A 15,859-nucleotide genomic window follows, 5' to 3' on the forward strand; every position below is an offset into this window, starting at 1 on the left:
TTGTGCTAAATTTATTTAGCTGTGTTTTTTTTCTCAGTTACTTCAGCACGAATGTCCTGAGCAAGAACTTTTAAATCCTGCATCGCTTTACGTACTCTTGTCCCTGCTGCACTGTTACCTGCAGAATAAAACTTCTCAGCATCAACTTCAACAGAAGCAAGCAATTCTTTTAGTTTTGAAAATTTTTCCATGTTTTAATTTTTTATACAGCGCCAAATATATAACTTTTGAGAAATAAACACATAGAACATCATTTTAATTGCCATTATATTGATAAATAAGCTATAAACGTCTTTTTCAGGTATCAGAAAAATGACGCTGTAATTTCATACCATTCACATATTGTAGCTATTTTTGTTCACAGAATAATCAATGATCTTCAACAAAACAAAGAACAGGATATAAAGCCTTATGAATAAAAAGATATTAGTATTGGAGAAGAACAGAGATATTCTTGAACTGATTAATATTGTGCTTACTGAGGAAGGTTATGATGTTGACTTATTGTCGTCAGAAAAAGAAATATTTGACCATATCAGAGATTTTCAGCCCGATATTATTCTGCTCGATGTGATCAGCCCGACCGAAGAAGGAACAGCCTTATGCAAGACTATCAAAGCTGCAGAAGCTTCCAGCCATATTCCTGTCATCGTTTTATCGACTCATCCTAAATCAGAGGTAGTGAAAGAGATATGTGCAGATGAAGTTGTTGCTAAACCTTTTGATATCTCTTTCTTACTCTCTACTATAGAACACTATTTGATCAGTGCCTAAAGTTTATGTTGTGTTTTAAGGAACTCCAGATATTTCTGCTCATCCTCAAAAAGCTCAGCACCTTCCATTTCATAAGCAGCCAGTAAATTTGCAGTTGCATTTTTATGATCTTCAAGCTCAAAATAAGTCTCTCCCAATCTCAGCAATACAAACGGATTTACTTCTTCCTCACTGGTATAGATACTATGTGCAACCAGTAAATGTTCCAAAGCTTCCTTGTACTTACCTGCACTGAAATAGGCATCACCGCATGAAGCTGAAACCCAGCCTGCAGCTTCCCAATCTTCTTTAGGCGCAGGTAATACATCCAGTGCTTTCTGGAACCATTCCGCAGCTTTATCGAAATGCTCTGCATCCATTTCCAGGTTTCCCTGATCACAGTATTCTTCCATCAGATCCTGCTGCTCATCAGTCAGTTCTTCCTGTTGTGAACTATCCACAGGAACGAAATTCTGTTTGAATTCTTCAAATTCCACATCAGATGTGACTGCCATATGCAGGAAATCTGCATTAAAATCGTGGAAAATACTGTTTTTCCCTAAACCATGGGCAATTTTAAAATATACTCTCGCTTTGTCAAGGTCACCAAGCGCATAATAAATGCTGCCAGTGGTAATAAAATGACCAGAACTTTTTACAGTTTCCGACTTCATTTTTTCCTGCAGGTACTCAGTTTCTTTTAAAAAATAAGGCAATGCCTTTTCAACCTGACCGGTCTGCTCATAAAAAGAGAAAATACTGTCCAGCAATATGCCGCCAACACTGCAATTTTCTTTAGGATGAGGGATCGATTCATTAATCTCTAACAAAAGCTGTTCAGCTTCTTCTAAATTTTGTGACTCAGTCAGTGTATAAACCTGATCAATCTGATCAAAAAATACTTCTTCTTCTTCTGGACTATAAACTAACATGGCTGATTTTTTTTTAAATTAAACGGTGGACGAAGGTAACTATAAGGGTTGGTTTTCCATCTGCTTTATAATTTTGTTGACTTCAGTCTCAGTAGACCTTAATTTTGTCTGACAAAAAGCAATCAGTTCGGAAGCCCGTTTTACTTTTTCGGCAAGTACATCTACGGAAACCGCTTCAGTTTCTATTTCCTGGGCAATTTGTGTCAATTCACTATAAGCCGCTTCATAATTCAAATTCTTTTCCATTGCGGGATGTTTTAGATAAAACTTTTGTATTGATCTCTGCTGAACTCAAAGCTATGGTCAGCTCCGTTCCAGGTTCAATCGCATCGGCATTACTTACAATCTGACCATTTATTTTTACAATGGCAAATCCTTTGTTCAAAATATTCTCAGGGCTCATGATCCGCACCACAGCTTCGAAATGACTGATATACCGCGCATGGTTCACAAAATACATCCGGTTAAAGGATTTAAAGTTTGCCAGCAGGTTTTTCAGGTCTTTGCGCTTATTGGAGATAATAATTTTAGGATTGGTCAGCACCATGCCCGAAAGATTCAGGATGTCCCTGTGTTTTTCGTGCAGCAGATTTTTCGATGAATTGATAATAGTCTGGTTCAGCCTGGTCAGCAGTTCCTTATGCTGATTCATCATTTGAAAGGTCCTGATCACCAGATGCTGCTGAACCGATAATACAGCTTCTTCAAAATTCCTGTTGTGTGCAATCAGCATTTCTGCCGCCTTTGTTGGCGTTTTTGTAGAAGTATGTGCCATTAAATCGGCAATCGTTTCATTCTTCTGGTGGCCGATTCCAGTGATGACAGGTATCGGGAACTTCGCAATCGCACGATTCAGTTCATAGTTATCAAAAATAAGAAAATCAGTTTGGGCACCTCCACCCCTGATTATCACTAACGCATCATACGCTTTGCCTGAACCAAATACCTGGATAAGCTTGGTTAAAAACTGCCCCGCATTACCTTCCCCCTGAACCAGCGCAAAATAATCATCCACTTCAAAATGATACCCGAAAGTATTATTCTCCAGTGTATGCCTGAAATCATGATAACCAGCAGAAGTATCAGAGGAGATCACTGCGATATGCTGCAATACCCTGTTCAACGGCAACTCATTGTTCCTGGTGCGGTATTGCCCGTCTGTTAAACGAATAAATGAAGGATTATCGCGTACCAGTCTGTCCAGCGTTTCTTTGCGCTGCTGTTCAAAACGGCCTAAAGTAAACGTGGTATCAATATCCAGCAGATTCAGCTGTAACCCAAAAGAAGGATTATACTGCACTGCAACCTGGATCAGCACGTTAATATCATTTTTAAACTGCTGCCCTGTGGCCTTTTCGAAATTAGCAATATTCACGGAAGCATTCCCCCACGCTCTCCCGCCAATTTTAGCCAGGATCTTTGCAGAGGACTTATCTTTTTCAACCAGTTCAAAATAATGGAAATTACTTTGAGGTTTATAAGTATAATTTGTGATGTCAGCAATTACCCAAAATGTTTTCGAGCCAAATACACCGTTGATCGTATCATGAATCTGACGGGTAAGTTCGGATAATTTTATAGCGGGTATTGCTGCCAATTTTTCTGGGGTGTTACAAATAAGATCAGGAAGTAACCAGGTAATGGGTAAGCGCCGAAAAATCTTTAATTTCCTCATCAGCAACGACACCATTCGTATTAGACGCACTCAGGTGGTCATCATCTTCCCAGCCGATACCGTTAAGCCATACCGTGCGGCATCCAATTTCTTTAGCGGGAATAATATCTTTGCTGAAAGAATCTCCGATCACCAGGCATTCCTCCGGCTTAAAACCTAAAGCTTTTACACCCAGTCCATAAATTGCAGGATCAGGTTTCCTTACCCCTACCACAGCAGATTCCACAACCTGTGCGAAAAGATGTCTGATTCCAAAGTCTTCCAAAACTGCATTCAGATTTCCATAGAAATTGGAAACCATAACCAAAGGATAGATAGCAGCCAGTTCTTCCAGCACAACTTTGGCATTTTGAACAGTCTGTTTTGCAAATTCGTTACAATCAGTGGCAATCAGTTCAATGTATTTTTTGTCAATTTGAAAATCGTTCTCTGCTAAAAAAGCAAACTGCTGCTCAATTTTTGAACGTAATACCTGTAAAAAGGTAAAAGAAGGCTGTACAATCGGATGAATAGCCAGGCTTCTTTCACCATAAGAATAAGCCTTGAAGAATAAATCCTTTGGTATTTGTATATCGAATTTTTGATAGCTATTTTTTAATACTACTGCCCAATGAAGGCCATTGGTATCAATCGTCCCGCCGTAATCAAATAAGAGTCCTTTTATCATATGATTGAATATTTTATTCCTGACAAAAGTACATGATATTTTCAAATTATCTTTTTGAAACTCTCATTAAAATAAAGCCAAAGATAATCCATACTATTTCTCTGATCCTCATGATGATCCCTATGAAAATACCCGCTTCTGCTGGTAAACCCACACTTCGAAGCGCTAAGGCCAGCCCGCCTTCTCTTACCCCAAGCTGCATCGGGAAGAAGAAAATGATATTTGCAAATAACGAAGAAGCCGAACTGATAATCAGCGCCTGCGAAACCGTCATATCCAGACCAATCGCAACAGCTGTAAAATAAATCTCTGCGCAGGTGACTACCCTGGCCAGGATTTCATAAAGAAGCGCCATCAAAAAACGCGGCTTCCGCTGCTCATATAACATTCTGATCTGATCATCCACCTCATGCAGCGATTCAGATTTTTCCTTTAAAAAGTTAGTCGCAAATTTCTTTACAAAAGGAAGCTTTTGCAAGAGCAGGAAAGTATTGACCGTGAACCCTTTTTTATAGATACTTAAAAACCATAAAATAATCAGGATACCTGCAATAAAGCCCACAATACATCCGATAACCATCGTTGATTCCAGCGGCAATACTGCAAGGATCAGCAAGATCGAAAGCACCCAGAAAACGATGTGTGAAAACACGTGCATCATCCCATATAACAAAACAGAAGAAGTTGCTTTATGGATGCCCATAAACTTTTTCAATTCCATGATCCGGTAAGGCTCACCACCCAAGGCCACAAAAGGCGTAACGTAATTGATGGCATACCCGGTAACCGTTAACCGCAATACCGTTGAAAAAGGCAAATTGCTCTCAGGTAATGCAGGCTCCTGGATAATCTGACGAAATGCAAGCGCATTCAGTCCGTAAATAACCAGCCAGCTCCCTATAATAGGGATGAACCAGCCGCCTGTTTTCTCTATATTTCCAAGAATTTCCTGGAAACCCAGTTTGTAGATCATAAACCCGAGCGTAACAATGCCCAGTGCCATGAAAATCACTTTATAAGCCTTACTGTTCATTGAATTATGCTTTAACTGAAAGACGTTCGAAAAACATGCGGCTTATTTTTTCCTGTCTGTTCACCATGTAAATTAAGATCGAGTTTAAAACAACCAGGTCAAATACGAAATAAACCCAGGTTTCATTCATAAACAACCACAGAAACAAAAAGATTACCCGGGTATTGAACTGGATAATATTTGTATACTTCATCAATGGCTTATTCAGCGTACGAAATTCACTGATTAAATCTGCAGGTAACTCAGCAGCATATTTTTTCTTGACAAGCTTGAGAAATTTCTGCAGATAAGGAGAACACCTTTCCTGCAAATGCGTATAATTGATATATCCCTTACCGACGATCCGCAAAAACAAACTGGTTTGTTTAGCATCCCTGTCGTACTCTCTTTGTAAATCGGTTGTATTATCCAGCTCACTGCCAGACACCCCTTTAATAAAGAACAAATGAACATTGCGGTAATAATCTGCCATAGCAGACTGGAACACATGAGAAACACCTGCACCAACCCCTAATACCCAGATCCATGCAGGCCAGCCTTCATTCTGCAAACGAAGACAAATGGCAATATGAATGGATGCAAACCAAAAGTCTCCCGCGAAACCATCAAGGATCCTCCCCAAACGGCTTTTATTATTGGTAATCCTGGCCAGTTGTCCATCTGCACTATCCAGGGAATTAGCAAAAACTAACAGGCCCATTCCGATTACATTCAGCCATAAGCTTGGAAAATAGAACATGATCCCCGCCCCTACACCAAAAAAGATACTTACAATCGTAACAGTATTTGGGGTGATATTCAGCTTTGCACAAAAAAGTGCGATCTGATAACCAATAGGACGGTAAAAGTATATATCTATTTTTTCTTCTGTATCATTGGATTTCAGTGTATTCTCAAATGATACTTTTGACTGTTCTTCAGTCAGGTTAAATTCTTTCATCAACTTTTAATGTAAAATTTTCTATCAAACAATTTGCGATAAAGGGCGCAGCTTGTTCTCTGCAGGGTGCAAAACTAGGCCAGTCATTAAAATCAATGATACGAAATGTTCCATCCTTGCTCACGATAGCATCACCACCGTAAACAAATATGTTTAAAGCTTCAGCAGCAGTATTGGCTACATTTTTCAACAGCTCCTGATCAAAAGGATAATGGAAAGTTTTTCCATTGGTTTGTTCATATTCCGCATACTTATGGTGGTTATGGTCATAAGGATAAAACAAGTAGAAGAACTCACTTCCCCTGATTCCGTAAAACTTAACGAGATCACCCAGCAAATTCTGAGAAATCAGCGCATTAGGTATTCCACGCAAGCTGAATTCTTTTAAAATATATCTTCCCTGCTCTTCAGATTCAACGTAAGTTACGTCTTCTTTATGAATGGCATGGAAATCACCTCTTTTGATCCAGAATCCGTCTCCGGGTAAATCCTGAAACAAATCTGCTGCAGGTGCATCAGTTGTGGTAATTTTACTTTTAGGATAAGGTACATTTGCCTTAATCAGGGCATTTGTCATATTATTCCTGAAACAATTCTCAATACCAAATCCAGAATTGATCACCGTTTTCCCGGAACGTTCCAGTACTTGCAGCTTTAAGATCACATCTTTTTCCCTGGCCATTGTAAAAATAAATTCTTCCTTCACCTCAGTCATGGTCAGAAATTCATTCTCAGTACAAACTGTAACCTGGTGACCCAGTTTTTGCAGTTCTAAAAGGGTAAGATTAAAGATTGCCTCATCATTACCAATATGGTTAGGAGAAAATATACTTCCTCTTTTAACCCCAAGAAGGGTCATTTTATTTACGTTTTCGTCCACTTATCTCTCTACCTCGCTTAAAAAGTGTTCAGCTTTCTCAATATCTGAAACATGATCAACATCCATAATTTTATTAAAACTATGCGCTCTTACCACCAGGTTATTTTGTATTAAAAGTCTTTGAAAATTTCTCATCCGGTGAAGTCCGCTATTAATTGCTACAGGAACCAGCTCAAGTGCTTTCTTACGCAGGCAATAGATCCCGCCAGAAACAAATGATTTTTCCTGAGTTGCCTGGTCAGTAATTTGTTTAATTACATTGTTATCATCAAAATTAATATACAATGGGGTCTCGTCATCAATGAATGACGTAACTGCTAACAGCCCATCGTCGTTTTTGTTTGCTTTAAAATCTTCGATGTAATGCTGAAACTCCTCTTTTTCAAAAACCGAATCCGTTGTGGTGAGGCATAATTCTTCTATATCCTTAAATTCATCCAGCAATTCATGGAAACTGTGTAAAGAGCTTTCCGTGGTTTTGGTAACGATTTTAAGCGGTACTGCAGAGACATAATTTTTTAAATATTCAGCTAGTTCAGAAGAATTTTCATTAATTATAATATAGATTACCTCCGCGTCGTTATTAATAAAAATCCTTATCAACCGGTCAATCAGCATTTCTCCATTGATTCTAACCATAGGCTTTAAACCTATATAGCCTTCATTGGAAAGGCGGGAGCCTTCTCCTGCAGCGATTATTGCATATAACATAAAACTTATCGTATTTTTTATTTTATCAAATTAAGAGGCACTAAGTAAATTTAACTGAAAAACTTCAAAAATTAAGAATTCCTTATTTACATTCTATACAATTCAAAAACAGTACTTTAAATAAAAATTAAACCGCCAGAATTTAAATTAACAGACGAAATTAGTAAAATAGTCAGGATTATAGCGTGTTAAGAAAATATTATGGCAATAATAAGACAGATTTTATTGAATTAATATTAATATAAAAAGGCATCCGGATAACCAATTATCACCGATGCCTTTTGAAAATCAGTATTTTAAAAACAGGCCGTTAAGTATTTACTTTCTTGTCAAAATCCGAACCTAAAACCTTATCCCATAAGGCCGAGCTTACCCCGTAACCTTTAGTAGAATCAGAATAATGATGCAGCATATGATGTTGTTTCAGCTTCTTCCAGAAAGGGTTTTTAAAGTTAGCATGGTGTAAAGCATAATGCGCCATATCATAAACCAGGTATCCGATTAAGAACCCTGCAAAGAAGGCGTATATAGTGCCCTCAGGCAGCAGATATAAAAACAAGTAGTAAAGTGCCAGTGCCATAGGAATACTCGCTGAAGGAGGCATAACCAGGCGTTTGCTGTCATTTGGATAATCATGGTGAACACCATGGAAAATAAAATGTATTCTCTTCCCGATACTGGACTTCGGATAAAAATGGAAAATATAACGATGCAGAATATATTCAGCAATAGTCCATAGAAACAGCCCCAGGGCTACCCATCCGATGAAGCTGAAAAAATTCATATGCACTTCAGCAAAAGCAAACCAGCATAGATAGCCGATAACCGGGATATAAACAATCAGGGGCACGTAAAAATGAACTTTTGACAAGCTCTCTAAAAATCCGCTTTTGAACATTCTGATAGATTCAGAAGAGTTCGAAATAAAATTTTTCTTCATGGCAATATAATTAAGAGTATTATTTTTAAATTTTGATTCGTTCAGTAATAACCGTATTTGTTGAAGTATTGATCCCTTTGATTTCGGCGTACTTCACATTAGGTAACCAGAACGATCCACCTTCTATCCGCAAAAATATGCGTTCTATTTGTATTTTCTTATTATTCACTGTCACATAAACATGATATTTCTTATCTTCTTCAGATTTCACCAGGTACATCGGTAATTTCTTATGGGAAACAAAACGTAATTCATACTGATCTTTGCCGATTGCTTTACTGCCAATCCCATAGGCAAATTTGCGTTGTACATAACCCAATTCTTTTTTCCCGCCATCTTCATCATAACGAAGCCAGTATACCAGAATAGGCTCATCTTTATTCACCTGTCCTTTAGCATCGACATTTAATTCACAGATAATGGTATTGGTATTCGGGTCCCGCTGTAAATAGAAAAGCTGGTTGCTGATTCCTTTAGGCACCGGGAATTTCAGCGGCGAAGGGTTACTTTGATCCTGAGTTTGTGAAAAAGCAGTCGCAACGCTACTTAAAGCTATTGCTGCTGACAGAAAAAACAAACGAAACGATAATGCTTTCATAATTAAAATATATACGCTATTTCTTTTTTTTTAAAAATCGAATTTAACTCTCGCACGAAGACCCCATTTCGATACACCAGGGTTATCCAGGTAATTAAATCTTCTTACCATATCCACGCGCAGTAACTTAAAGATATTACCCACACCGACACTTCCCTCAATATAAGGAGTACTGCTTAATCCGTTTGTTGTAGCTACTCCCTGGTCATTTTTAGGGAACTGGAACTGCGAAGGATTAAGGTTTGGATTATTCTCATTTCTCAAACCACCATACAAGGCTTTAAAGGAAACCAGCTCTCTGAATTTCAATTCCTTAAGCAAAGGTATTTTATTAAAGAAGAATCCATTGAAATTGTGGTCGATCATGATACTTGCATAATGATCACTCACAAACTCCAGGAAGTTCATTAAATTGTAGGACATCAATTGATAAGCATAAGTCTGGTTCGCTCTGTGGATAGTCAATAAAGGAAAAGGGACCTTTCCGATGATATACCCGCCCTCTGCGGTCACATCTGTATAGCCTAATTGCGACAGATAGAATCTCTTATCAATACTGGCTACGAAATTGTGATAATTATACTGACCGCCCAATACGCCTTTCAAGCCTGCAGTATAACGCAGATTGAAAATAGGATATTTATCAATAATGGGTGTTCTGTATACTTTTCCCTGGTAAAACTTCTCATAAGGCGCATAACGCAAACTTACAGTCAGCTCAGTGGTATTGATTTTATCAATCGGGGTAATCACATTGTCTGCATTAAAGCTATTAAAGCCTAATGAACCTGCTGGTCTTTGTGTCCATTTACGGAAACTAAATCCATAAGAAAAATGGTTTTCAAACTCCTTGGTATAATCAATCTTATAAATATCATTATAAGTCATCATATTATTCTCCCCGCGTTTGAAAGACAGCAGGAAGTTATCCTCCTGTACAAACTGGAGTTCCTGACCAGGGATCTTGGTGTCTCTCTGGAAACTTGCGCGGACAAAGTTCTGAGGAAAGGCATAAATTGACTTATTGTTCAGAGAATAAGTTCCGCTTAAGAAATACTTCCACTTCTCATCTTTAAAACCATAGGCTGTATAAGTCTCAAAATAATATCTTTTACTTAGTGCAGGAGTGGTACGCCCGCCCAGACGTAAACGGAAACCCTCTACACTGTTGAAACTGTAAAACGTATTGACAGGTCCCATTTCGAATGGTCCGAAATCCTTGTAACCTGCAAAGAACAAAGTAACAATATCCATCGTCCTTTTAAAGGATGGGATGGTTTGTAAAGTATCAATATTCTTATAAATTTTCAGATTGGCCCCTACTAAAGTATCACTCTGTCTCTGGCTATCCCAGAACTGTTCCGAACGTAATCCGGCCTGTGGATTAACCACCAGCGCTGCCCCCCTGTAAACAGAGTCTGGCTGAGGGTTATTGATCTTGTAATTGTTAAACTTGACCGTACGCTGCCCGGTAAAACCTCCGCCTCTTTTCTTATTGATACCAAAATCAATAATCAGGTTGGTTTTGGACAAATGATACCTGCCGTCCGGGTTTTTATCAAAATCAAGTTTAGCCTCCAATGCCCTCACGAAGTTAAGATTGATATTTTTATTCACCGTCAGAAAAGCATCCTGAACCGCATAATTACCATCCATAGTGACGTAGATCTTACCTTCAAATAAAAGATCTGAATTGTTCCTTGGAATAAAAGAAAGCTCAATCAGCTGAGGACTATGTGTTTTTATAGTATCAGTAATAAAAAACTTATAAAAAGTAGGTGCAGAATCAGCAATCGGACTCAAAAACTGGTTACTTACAATAGAAATATTGCTGTCATAAATATTAATGTCTGCATACATCCTTTCAAAGTACTTGCTCAGTCCTTCGGTGTCAATAAATTTACTATCATAATTCACGTGCTTATCACCAGTAAGAATCGTCTTTTTCTTATCCGGAGACTTCTGCAGGTAAATCTGTGATACCTTTTCCTCCATAAAAACAGGAAGTGTTAATTTACCGCCAATCTTGGTAGAATCCTGTTTTTCAAAAAGGAACTGGTAGTTTTTGAAAATACGTTTGTTCTGGAATTTTTCAGACAGATTACTTAAAGAGAACAGCATTTGTTCATATTGCTGATATTCTACATGATCATAATTCTTGTTCTGATTCTTAGCTTTATTTTCAATTACTTTTCTGATCAGCTCTACCGCCGGATTATTCTTATTTCTATAAGCAGGTCTTTTGTTAGAACTGATCACAACCTCGGTCAATTTTTGAGATTCTGATTGCAGCTTAACATTAACCACTTGTGTTTGTCCAGGCTTGATAGTCACGTAAGAGGTCTGATAACCTACATAACTAATTTGTAACTGCGTATGTGCTTCACTGGTGGAAATGGTAAACTTACCATCCACATCCGTTTTAGTAATGATCCCTGTTCCTTTAAACAGAATGGTAGCATAAGGAACCGGGTCTTTATCTGTAGCATCAGATACTATACCTGTAATCACGGTACGTGAAGCAGGTACAGGTTGCTGAGCCGCAGCTTTAAATGCGAAAAATGGCATTACCAAAGCACAGATCAGTATGATTTTTTTAAGGTGTGGTTTCATAATTATATAAGAGCAAATTTCAAAAAAAATACCTGCGGACGGACTAATGCAGTAAAAAAGTCAATAATTAGAGCAAAAAAAAGATCCATTTTATATTCCACAAACACCTTCATATCAACAAATAACAATTTAAAACTAATATTATAAATATTTCTGTTTAACTATCGCAGCTATTTATAGCCATTTATTATTCTTGTACCAATCTACCGTTTCAACTAATCCTTTTTCCAGATTATAAACAGGTTTGAATCCAAAATCTTTCTGGAGCCTTTCAATACTGCATGCCCAATTGATGGCAGTCAGCTCATTCATTTTTTCTTTATTCAAGGTAGGTGCACCTGCAGCATTTTTATAAATCCATTCCATCAATGCTGCAAGGGCAGCAACTGCAGGAACAGGCAGGTGAAACTTCCATGTTTTTTTATGCAGGGCCTTCTTCACCCCTTCTGCTAAAGCGTATCTGCTATAGATACCACCATCAGACACATTGTACTGTTTGTTTGTTACAGCAGAGAACAATGCTTCTACAATAATCCTGGCCAGATCTTTCACATAAATGAAACTGATCTGTTGTTTAAAGCTGCCAATATGCGGCTCCAGTCCTTTGTTAATAGTTTGCAATAAGATAAAAATATCCTTTTCCCTGGGTCCGTAAACCGCTGTCGGGCGGATCACCAAAAGCGGCAACCCCTTAATCTCTTCCAGGTACTGCTCTGCCAATAACTTGCTTGCGCCGTAATTAGTGACCGGATGAGCAGGAGAATTATCCTCAATCAAACCAGCCAGGTCCTTTAAAGGTCCCAGCGCCGCAAGACTGCTCACAAAGATGAATTTCTCCAGCTTAATATTTGCCGCTATGGCTGCCAAAGCAAGATTCTGAGTATATACGGCATTAACCATATTGTACTCTTCCCTGGTTTTGGCACTGGTAATACCAGCAGCATGAATGATGTAACTGTATTGTTTTTCTTCTAATTCTTTTTGAAGTGAATTGGTATCACTGAAATCAGGATGCGTATATTGTATACCAAATTCCTGAAGATGTTTAATATCACTAGTTGGCCTTACCGCTGCAAAAACCTCTAAATCAGAAGCTATGGCTGCAGCAATCAAATGGAATCCAACGAAACCACTTGCCCCAGTTATCAATACACGCTTTTTCATATCGCTTTTTCAAATAACTGCGAATAATAAGTAATACCGCTTTTTAACGCTTGTTCCCCAAAAGGATGCAGTCCGGAACTCAGCATATGTTCCTGAGTTATAAATAAGTCAGGAACACTACTAAAATCCTTTTTGCCATTACGGGCAACGCTCTGTTTCATAGCTTAGATACTAACCTTAACCGGGGTTAGCTGAACCTCTTTAAAAGCAGCATAAAGTTTATCTACCGCCTCCTCAATCTGAGCAAAGGTATGTGTAGCCATCAGAGAGAATCTGATCAGAGACGAATCTGAAGGTACAGCTGGTGAAACAACAGGGTTAACAAATATCCCGTTCCTGTGTAAAATATTGGTGATCAGGAAAGTTTTATCGTTATCTCTGATATAAACCGGTATGATTGGACTATCGGTATGACCAATATCAAATCCCGCATCTAAAAGTAGTTTTTTTGCATAGTTCGTGTTATCCCAAAGTTTATCAATACGTTCTGGTTCTGATTCTATAATATCCAATGCAGCAATTACACTTGCAACTGCAGAAGGAGTCATACTTGCACTAAACATCAATGAGCGTGCTCTGTGTTTAATGTATTCTACCGTTTCTTCCGTTCCTGCAATAAATCCACCTAACGAAGCAAATGATTTACTGAAAGTACCCATGATCAGATCTACATCATCGGTCAGGTTAAAGTGAGAAGCCACTCCTGAACCGTTAAAGCCGATCACGCCAAGACTATGTGCGTCATCCATCATGATATTCGCTCCGAATTCTTCTGCAAGCTGTACAATCTCCGGAAGTTTGACAATGTCACCTTCCATACTGAAAATACCATCTGCAACAATCAGTTTTGCAGCATCTTCAGGTAATCTGCTTAATTTCTTACGCAGATCGTCCATATCATTGTGCGCATACTTGATTGTACGCGAAAACGACAAGCGGCTACCATCAATGATAGAAGCGTGGTCATATTCGTCCAGAATCAGATAATCGTTTCTTTCCAGTAAGCAGGATATAACCCCAAGGTTAACCTGAAAGCCTGTACTGAATAATACAGCAGCCTCTTTACCTACATATGCTGCAAGTCTTCTTTCCAGTTCCAGGTGAATATCAAGTGTTCCGTTCAGAAATCTTGATCCGGCACAACCAGTTCCGTATTTATCAACAGCAAGTTTTGCAGCTTCTTTAATCTTCGGATGGTTAGTTAACCCCAGATAAGAATTTGACCCGAACATCAAAACTTTTTTCCCTTCAATGATGACCTCAGTGTCTTGTGCCGACTCTATCGATCTGAAATAAGGGTATAATCCTTTTTCCTTAATTGCATTTGCATCTTTAAATGCCGCAATCCTATCGCCCAATTTTTTACGCATGCCTGAATTGTATAATGTTTACTTCAGATAGATTCATAATTTATTTTATTCATACACAGCTTAATACAAAAAATACCGCAATGAAACATGATCTAATATATTAAAAATATGTTAATTTTAAGATAGACAAAAGTAAATTATTCTTAGACCATAACCGTATTTTAGTCTATAATATTATTGTCAAATAAATAATTACACCTTTTATCTCTTATTTTATTGTTTAAATCTTCTTTATATTTCCAGTTAAAACAAGAAATACCTTTCAGATTAATTGCTCTCCGTCTTCTTTTTTAAAGCATCCTTACCTATCCCTGTAATTAGCATATCGATCATTTCATCAAAATATTCATGTGTCCGCTGTTCAGAAAGTTCTATGGATAAAGGGAAATGCAGGCCGCGAAAAACGGTGACCATCACAAAAGAGATTTTGTTCATTCTTTCCAATGTCATTTCTTTAAATTCGCCCGACTGGCTCCCTCCAAGGAGGATTTCCGTAATCATATCTATCTGAATCTGCTCGTACCTTGATTTGATACAAATCAGCATCCTCATGCTATCTAAAACATCATCAAACAAAACCTCTCTAAAGCTATGAAAACCTATTATAGAGGTGATTTGTGCTTGTAAATAAGCTTTTAGTTTTTCTTTGGCAGTTAATGAAACATTGACAGCTTCGCGTATCCGCTTCACTACGTTTTTCATTTCATCTTCAACAACTGCCTCGAAAATCTCAATTTTACTTGGAAAATAATAATAGAGCGTACTCTTTCCTTTACCAGCTGCAGTAGCTATCTCTTCCATGGTTGTTTTTTTCAATCCATGTTTTCCGAATAACTTCTTTGCCCCTGATAATATCTCCTCTATTACAATCTCATCCTTTTCCATTCAAAACTGCTAATAAATAATTAGACCGAAATTCAATTATGGTCCAAAAGTATTGTAATTTTTTCATTCCGCAATCTTTCCATATCAAATCCGACATTGAAATGATAATGATATTAAATTAAAAATAAAAGTGGCTTTAAGGTTTATCTCTTATTTTGACTGCCCTGGTTTAACGCGAAGGTCTTCTTTATCGTAAAGATCGATTAATTTACTCTGCAAACGGATTACACTTGTTTCCAATTCTGTAACTTTTTGTTTTAAGCGTTCGTTCTCTTCTCCTACCTCGCTTTTATCGTCCTCGCCTGTATTCAATAATTGTCTGATGTCCAAACCATGTACTTTCGCAATCTGGTGGATCCTGCTAAAATTCGGATCAGTAATACCTGTTTCCAATTTTGAGTATGCAGGAATAGATACCTTTAATAACTCGGCCATAGTTTTTTGATTAAGACCTCTTTTTTGACGGAGAATTTTGAATTTCTGTCCCAGTGTTTTCATTGTATGATATTTATGTGTGTGAGTTTGTTTTGAAATAAAAATAGAAATTATTTAACATAATTTTTACATTATATAGTGATTTTTTAAGCTAAAACATTATAGTATATTACAAATAATGATAAATAAATACATTTCGCAGAAAAAAGAAAATGATTTTCGCAAATTTCCAGAAATAGCTACCTGACAAGCAAAATATATTG

General features: G+C 37.7%; 18 protein-coding genes. 1 reads left to right on the plus strand and 17 read right to left on the minus strand.

Annotated elements, in window-relative coordinates; genetic code table 11:
- Positions 1 to 11: 11 nt before the first annotated feature.
- A complete protein-coding gene (locus tag LY11_RS03575; protein WP_111632367.1) occupies positions 12 to 191 on the minus strand; it encodes a histone H1 in 180 nt (59 codons plus the stop codon).
- Positions 192 to 411: 220 nt separating this feature from the next.
- Here LY11_RS03575 and LY11_RS03580 point away from each other — a divergent pair, with 220 nt between their 5' ends.
- Positions 412 to 774, plus strand: a complete 363-nt coding sequence (locus tag LY11_RS03580) for a response regulator transcription factor (protein ID WP_111632368.1) — start codon at positions 412 to 414, stop codon at positions 772 to 774.
- On the opposite strand, the gene LY11_RS03585 is transcribed toward LY11_RS03580, so the two are convergent.
- The 16 genes from LY11_RS03585 to LY11_RS03655 form a co-directional block, all read right to left on the minus strand.
- Positions 771 to 1,685 (minus strand): tetratricopeptide repeat protein, encoded by a 915-nt coding sequence (locus LY11_RS03585; protein WP_111632369.1) that lies wholly within the window; start codon positions 1,683 to 1,685, stop codon positions 771 to 773. The two genes, LY11_RS03580 and LY11_RS03585, sit on opposite strands and share 4 nt — an antisense overlap.
- 39 nt (positions 1,686 to 1,724) lie before the next feature.
- On the minus strand, positions 1,725 to 1,931 hold the full coding sequence (gene xseB / locus LY11_RS03590; protein WP_068396816.1) for an exodeoxyribonuclease VII small subunit: 207 nt from the start codon (positions 1,929 to 1,931) through the stop codon (positions 1,725 to 1,727).
- Positions 1,909 to 3,282, minus strand: coding sequence for an exodeoxyribonuclease VII large subunit (gene xseA, locus LY11_RS03595; RefSeq protein ID WP_245952588.1), 1,374 nt, complete (start codon positions 3,280 to 3,282; stop codon positions 1,909 to 1,911). The genes xseB and xseA overlap by 23 nt, the downstream gene beginning before the upstream one ends.
- Before the next feature lie 25 nt (positions 3,283 to 3,307).
- Positions 3,308 to 4,027, minus strand: a complete 720-nt coding sequence (locus LY11_RS03600) for an HAD family hydrolase (protein ID WP_111632371.1) — start codon at positions 4,025 to 4,027, stop codon at positions 3,308 to 3,310.
- A 46-nt stretch (positions 4,028 to 4,073) separates the two neighbouring features.
- The gene (locus LY11_RS03605; RefSeq protein WP_111632372.1) at positions 4,074 to 5,060 is read right to left on the minus strand and encodes a lysylphosphatidylglycerol synthase transmembrane domain-containing protein; all 987 of its coding nucleotides are present in this window, start codon (positions 5,058 to 5,060) and stop codon (positions 4,074 to 4,076) included.
- A 4-nt stretch (positions 5,061 to 5,064) separates the two neighbouring features.
- Positions 5,065 to 6,000, minus strand: a complete 936-nt coding sequence (locus LY11_RS03610; protein ID WP_111632373.1) for a CDP-alcohol phosphatidyltransferase family protein — start codon at positions 5,998 to 6,000, stop codon at positions 5,065 to 5,067.
- A complete protein-coding gene (locus LY11_RS03615; protein WP_111632639.1) occupies positions 5,987 to 6,859 on the minus strand; it encodes a hypothetical protein in 873 nt (290 codons plus the stop codon). The genes LY11_RS03610 and LY11_RS03615 overlap by 14 nt, the downstream gene beginning before the upstream one ends.
- Positions 6,860 to 6,880: 21 nt before the next feature.
- Positions 6,881 to 7,591 carry a nucleotidyltransferase family protein gene (locus LY11_RS03620; protein WP_111632374.1) on the minus strand — a complete coding sequence of 237 codons (711 nt, stop codon included), beginning with the start codon at positions 7,589 to 7,591 and terminating at the stop codon, positions 6,881 to 6,883.
- 310 nt (positions 7,592 to 7,901) lie between these two features.
- A complete protein-coding gene (locus tag LY11_RS03625; protein ID WP_111632375.1) occupies positions 7,902 to 8,531 on the minus strand; it encodes a sterol desaturase family protein in 630 nt (209 codons plus the stop codon).
- Between the two features lie 25 nt (positions 8,532 to 8,556).
- On the minus strand, positions 8,557 to 9,129 hold the full coding sequence (locus tag LY11_RS03630; protein ID WP_111632376.1) for a DUF4833 domain-containing protein: 573 nt from the start codon (positions 9,127 to 9,129) through the stop codon (positions 8,557 to 8,559).
- A gap of 30 nt (positions 9,130 to 9,159) precedes the next feature.
- Positions 9,160 to 11,742 carry a DUF5686 and carboxypeptidase-like regulatory domain-containing protein gene (locus LY11_RS03635; protein WP_111632377.1) on the minus strand — a complete coding sequence of 861 codons (2,583 nt, stop codon included), beginning with the start codon at positions 11,740 to 11,742 and terminating at the stop codon, positions 9,160 to 9,162.
- 174 nt (positions 11,743 to 11,916) lie between these two features.
- The gene (locus LY11_RS03640; protein WP_111632378.1) at positions 11,917 to 12,906 is read right to left on the minus strand and encodes an NAD-dependent epimerase/dehydratase family protein; all 990 of its coding nucleotides are present in this window, start codon (positions 12,904 to 12,906) and stop codon (positions 11,917 to 11,919) included.
- Complete coding sequence (locus LY11_RS26620) at positions 12,903 to 13,067, minus strand: hypothetical protein (protein WP_170132617.1); 165 nt, start codon at positions 13,065 to 13,067, stop codon at positions 12,903 to 12,905. The genes LY11_RS03640 and LY11_RS26620 overlap by 4 nt, the downstream gene beginning before the upstream one ends.
- Before the next feature lie 3 nt (positions 13,068 to 13,070).
- On the minus strand, positions 13,071 to 14,276 hold the full coding sequence (gene spt, locus LY11_RS03645) for a serine palmitoyltransferase (RefSeq protein ID WP_111632379.1): 1,206 nt from the start codon (positions 14,274 to 14,276) through the stop codon (positions 13,071 to 13,073).
- Positions 14,277 to 14,543: 267 nt separating this feature from the next.
- Complete coding sequence (locus tag LY11_RS03650; RefSeq protein WP_111632380.1) at positions 14,544 to 15,161, minus strand: TetR/AcrR family transcriptional regulator; 618 nt, start codon at positions 15,159 to 15,161, stop codon at positions 14,544 to 14,546.
- Between the two features lie 150 nt (positions 15,162 to 15,311).
- Entirely contained in the window at positions 15,312 to 15,659 is a 348-nt protein-coding gene (locus tag LY11_RS03655; protein ID WP_111632381.1) for a helix-turn-helix domain-containing protein, read from the minus strand.
- Positions 15,660 to 15,859 lie beyond the last annotated feature (200 nt).

Source organism: Pedobacter cryoconitis (genome assembly GCF_003259615.1).
Lineage (GTDB): Bacteria > Bacteroidota > Bacteroidia > Sphingobacteriales > Sphingobacteriaceae > Pedobacter > Pedobacter cryoconitis.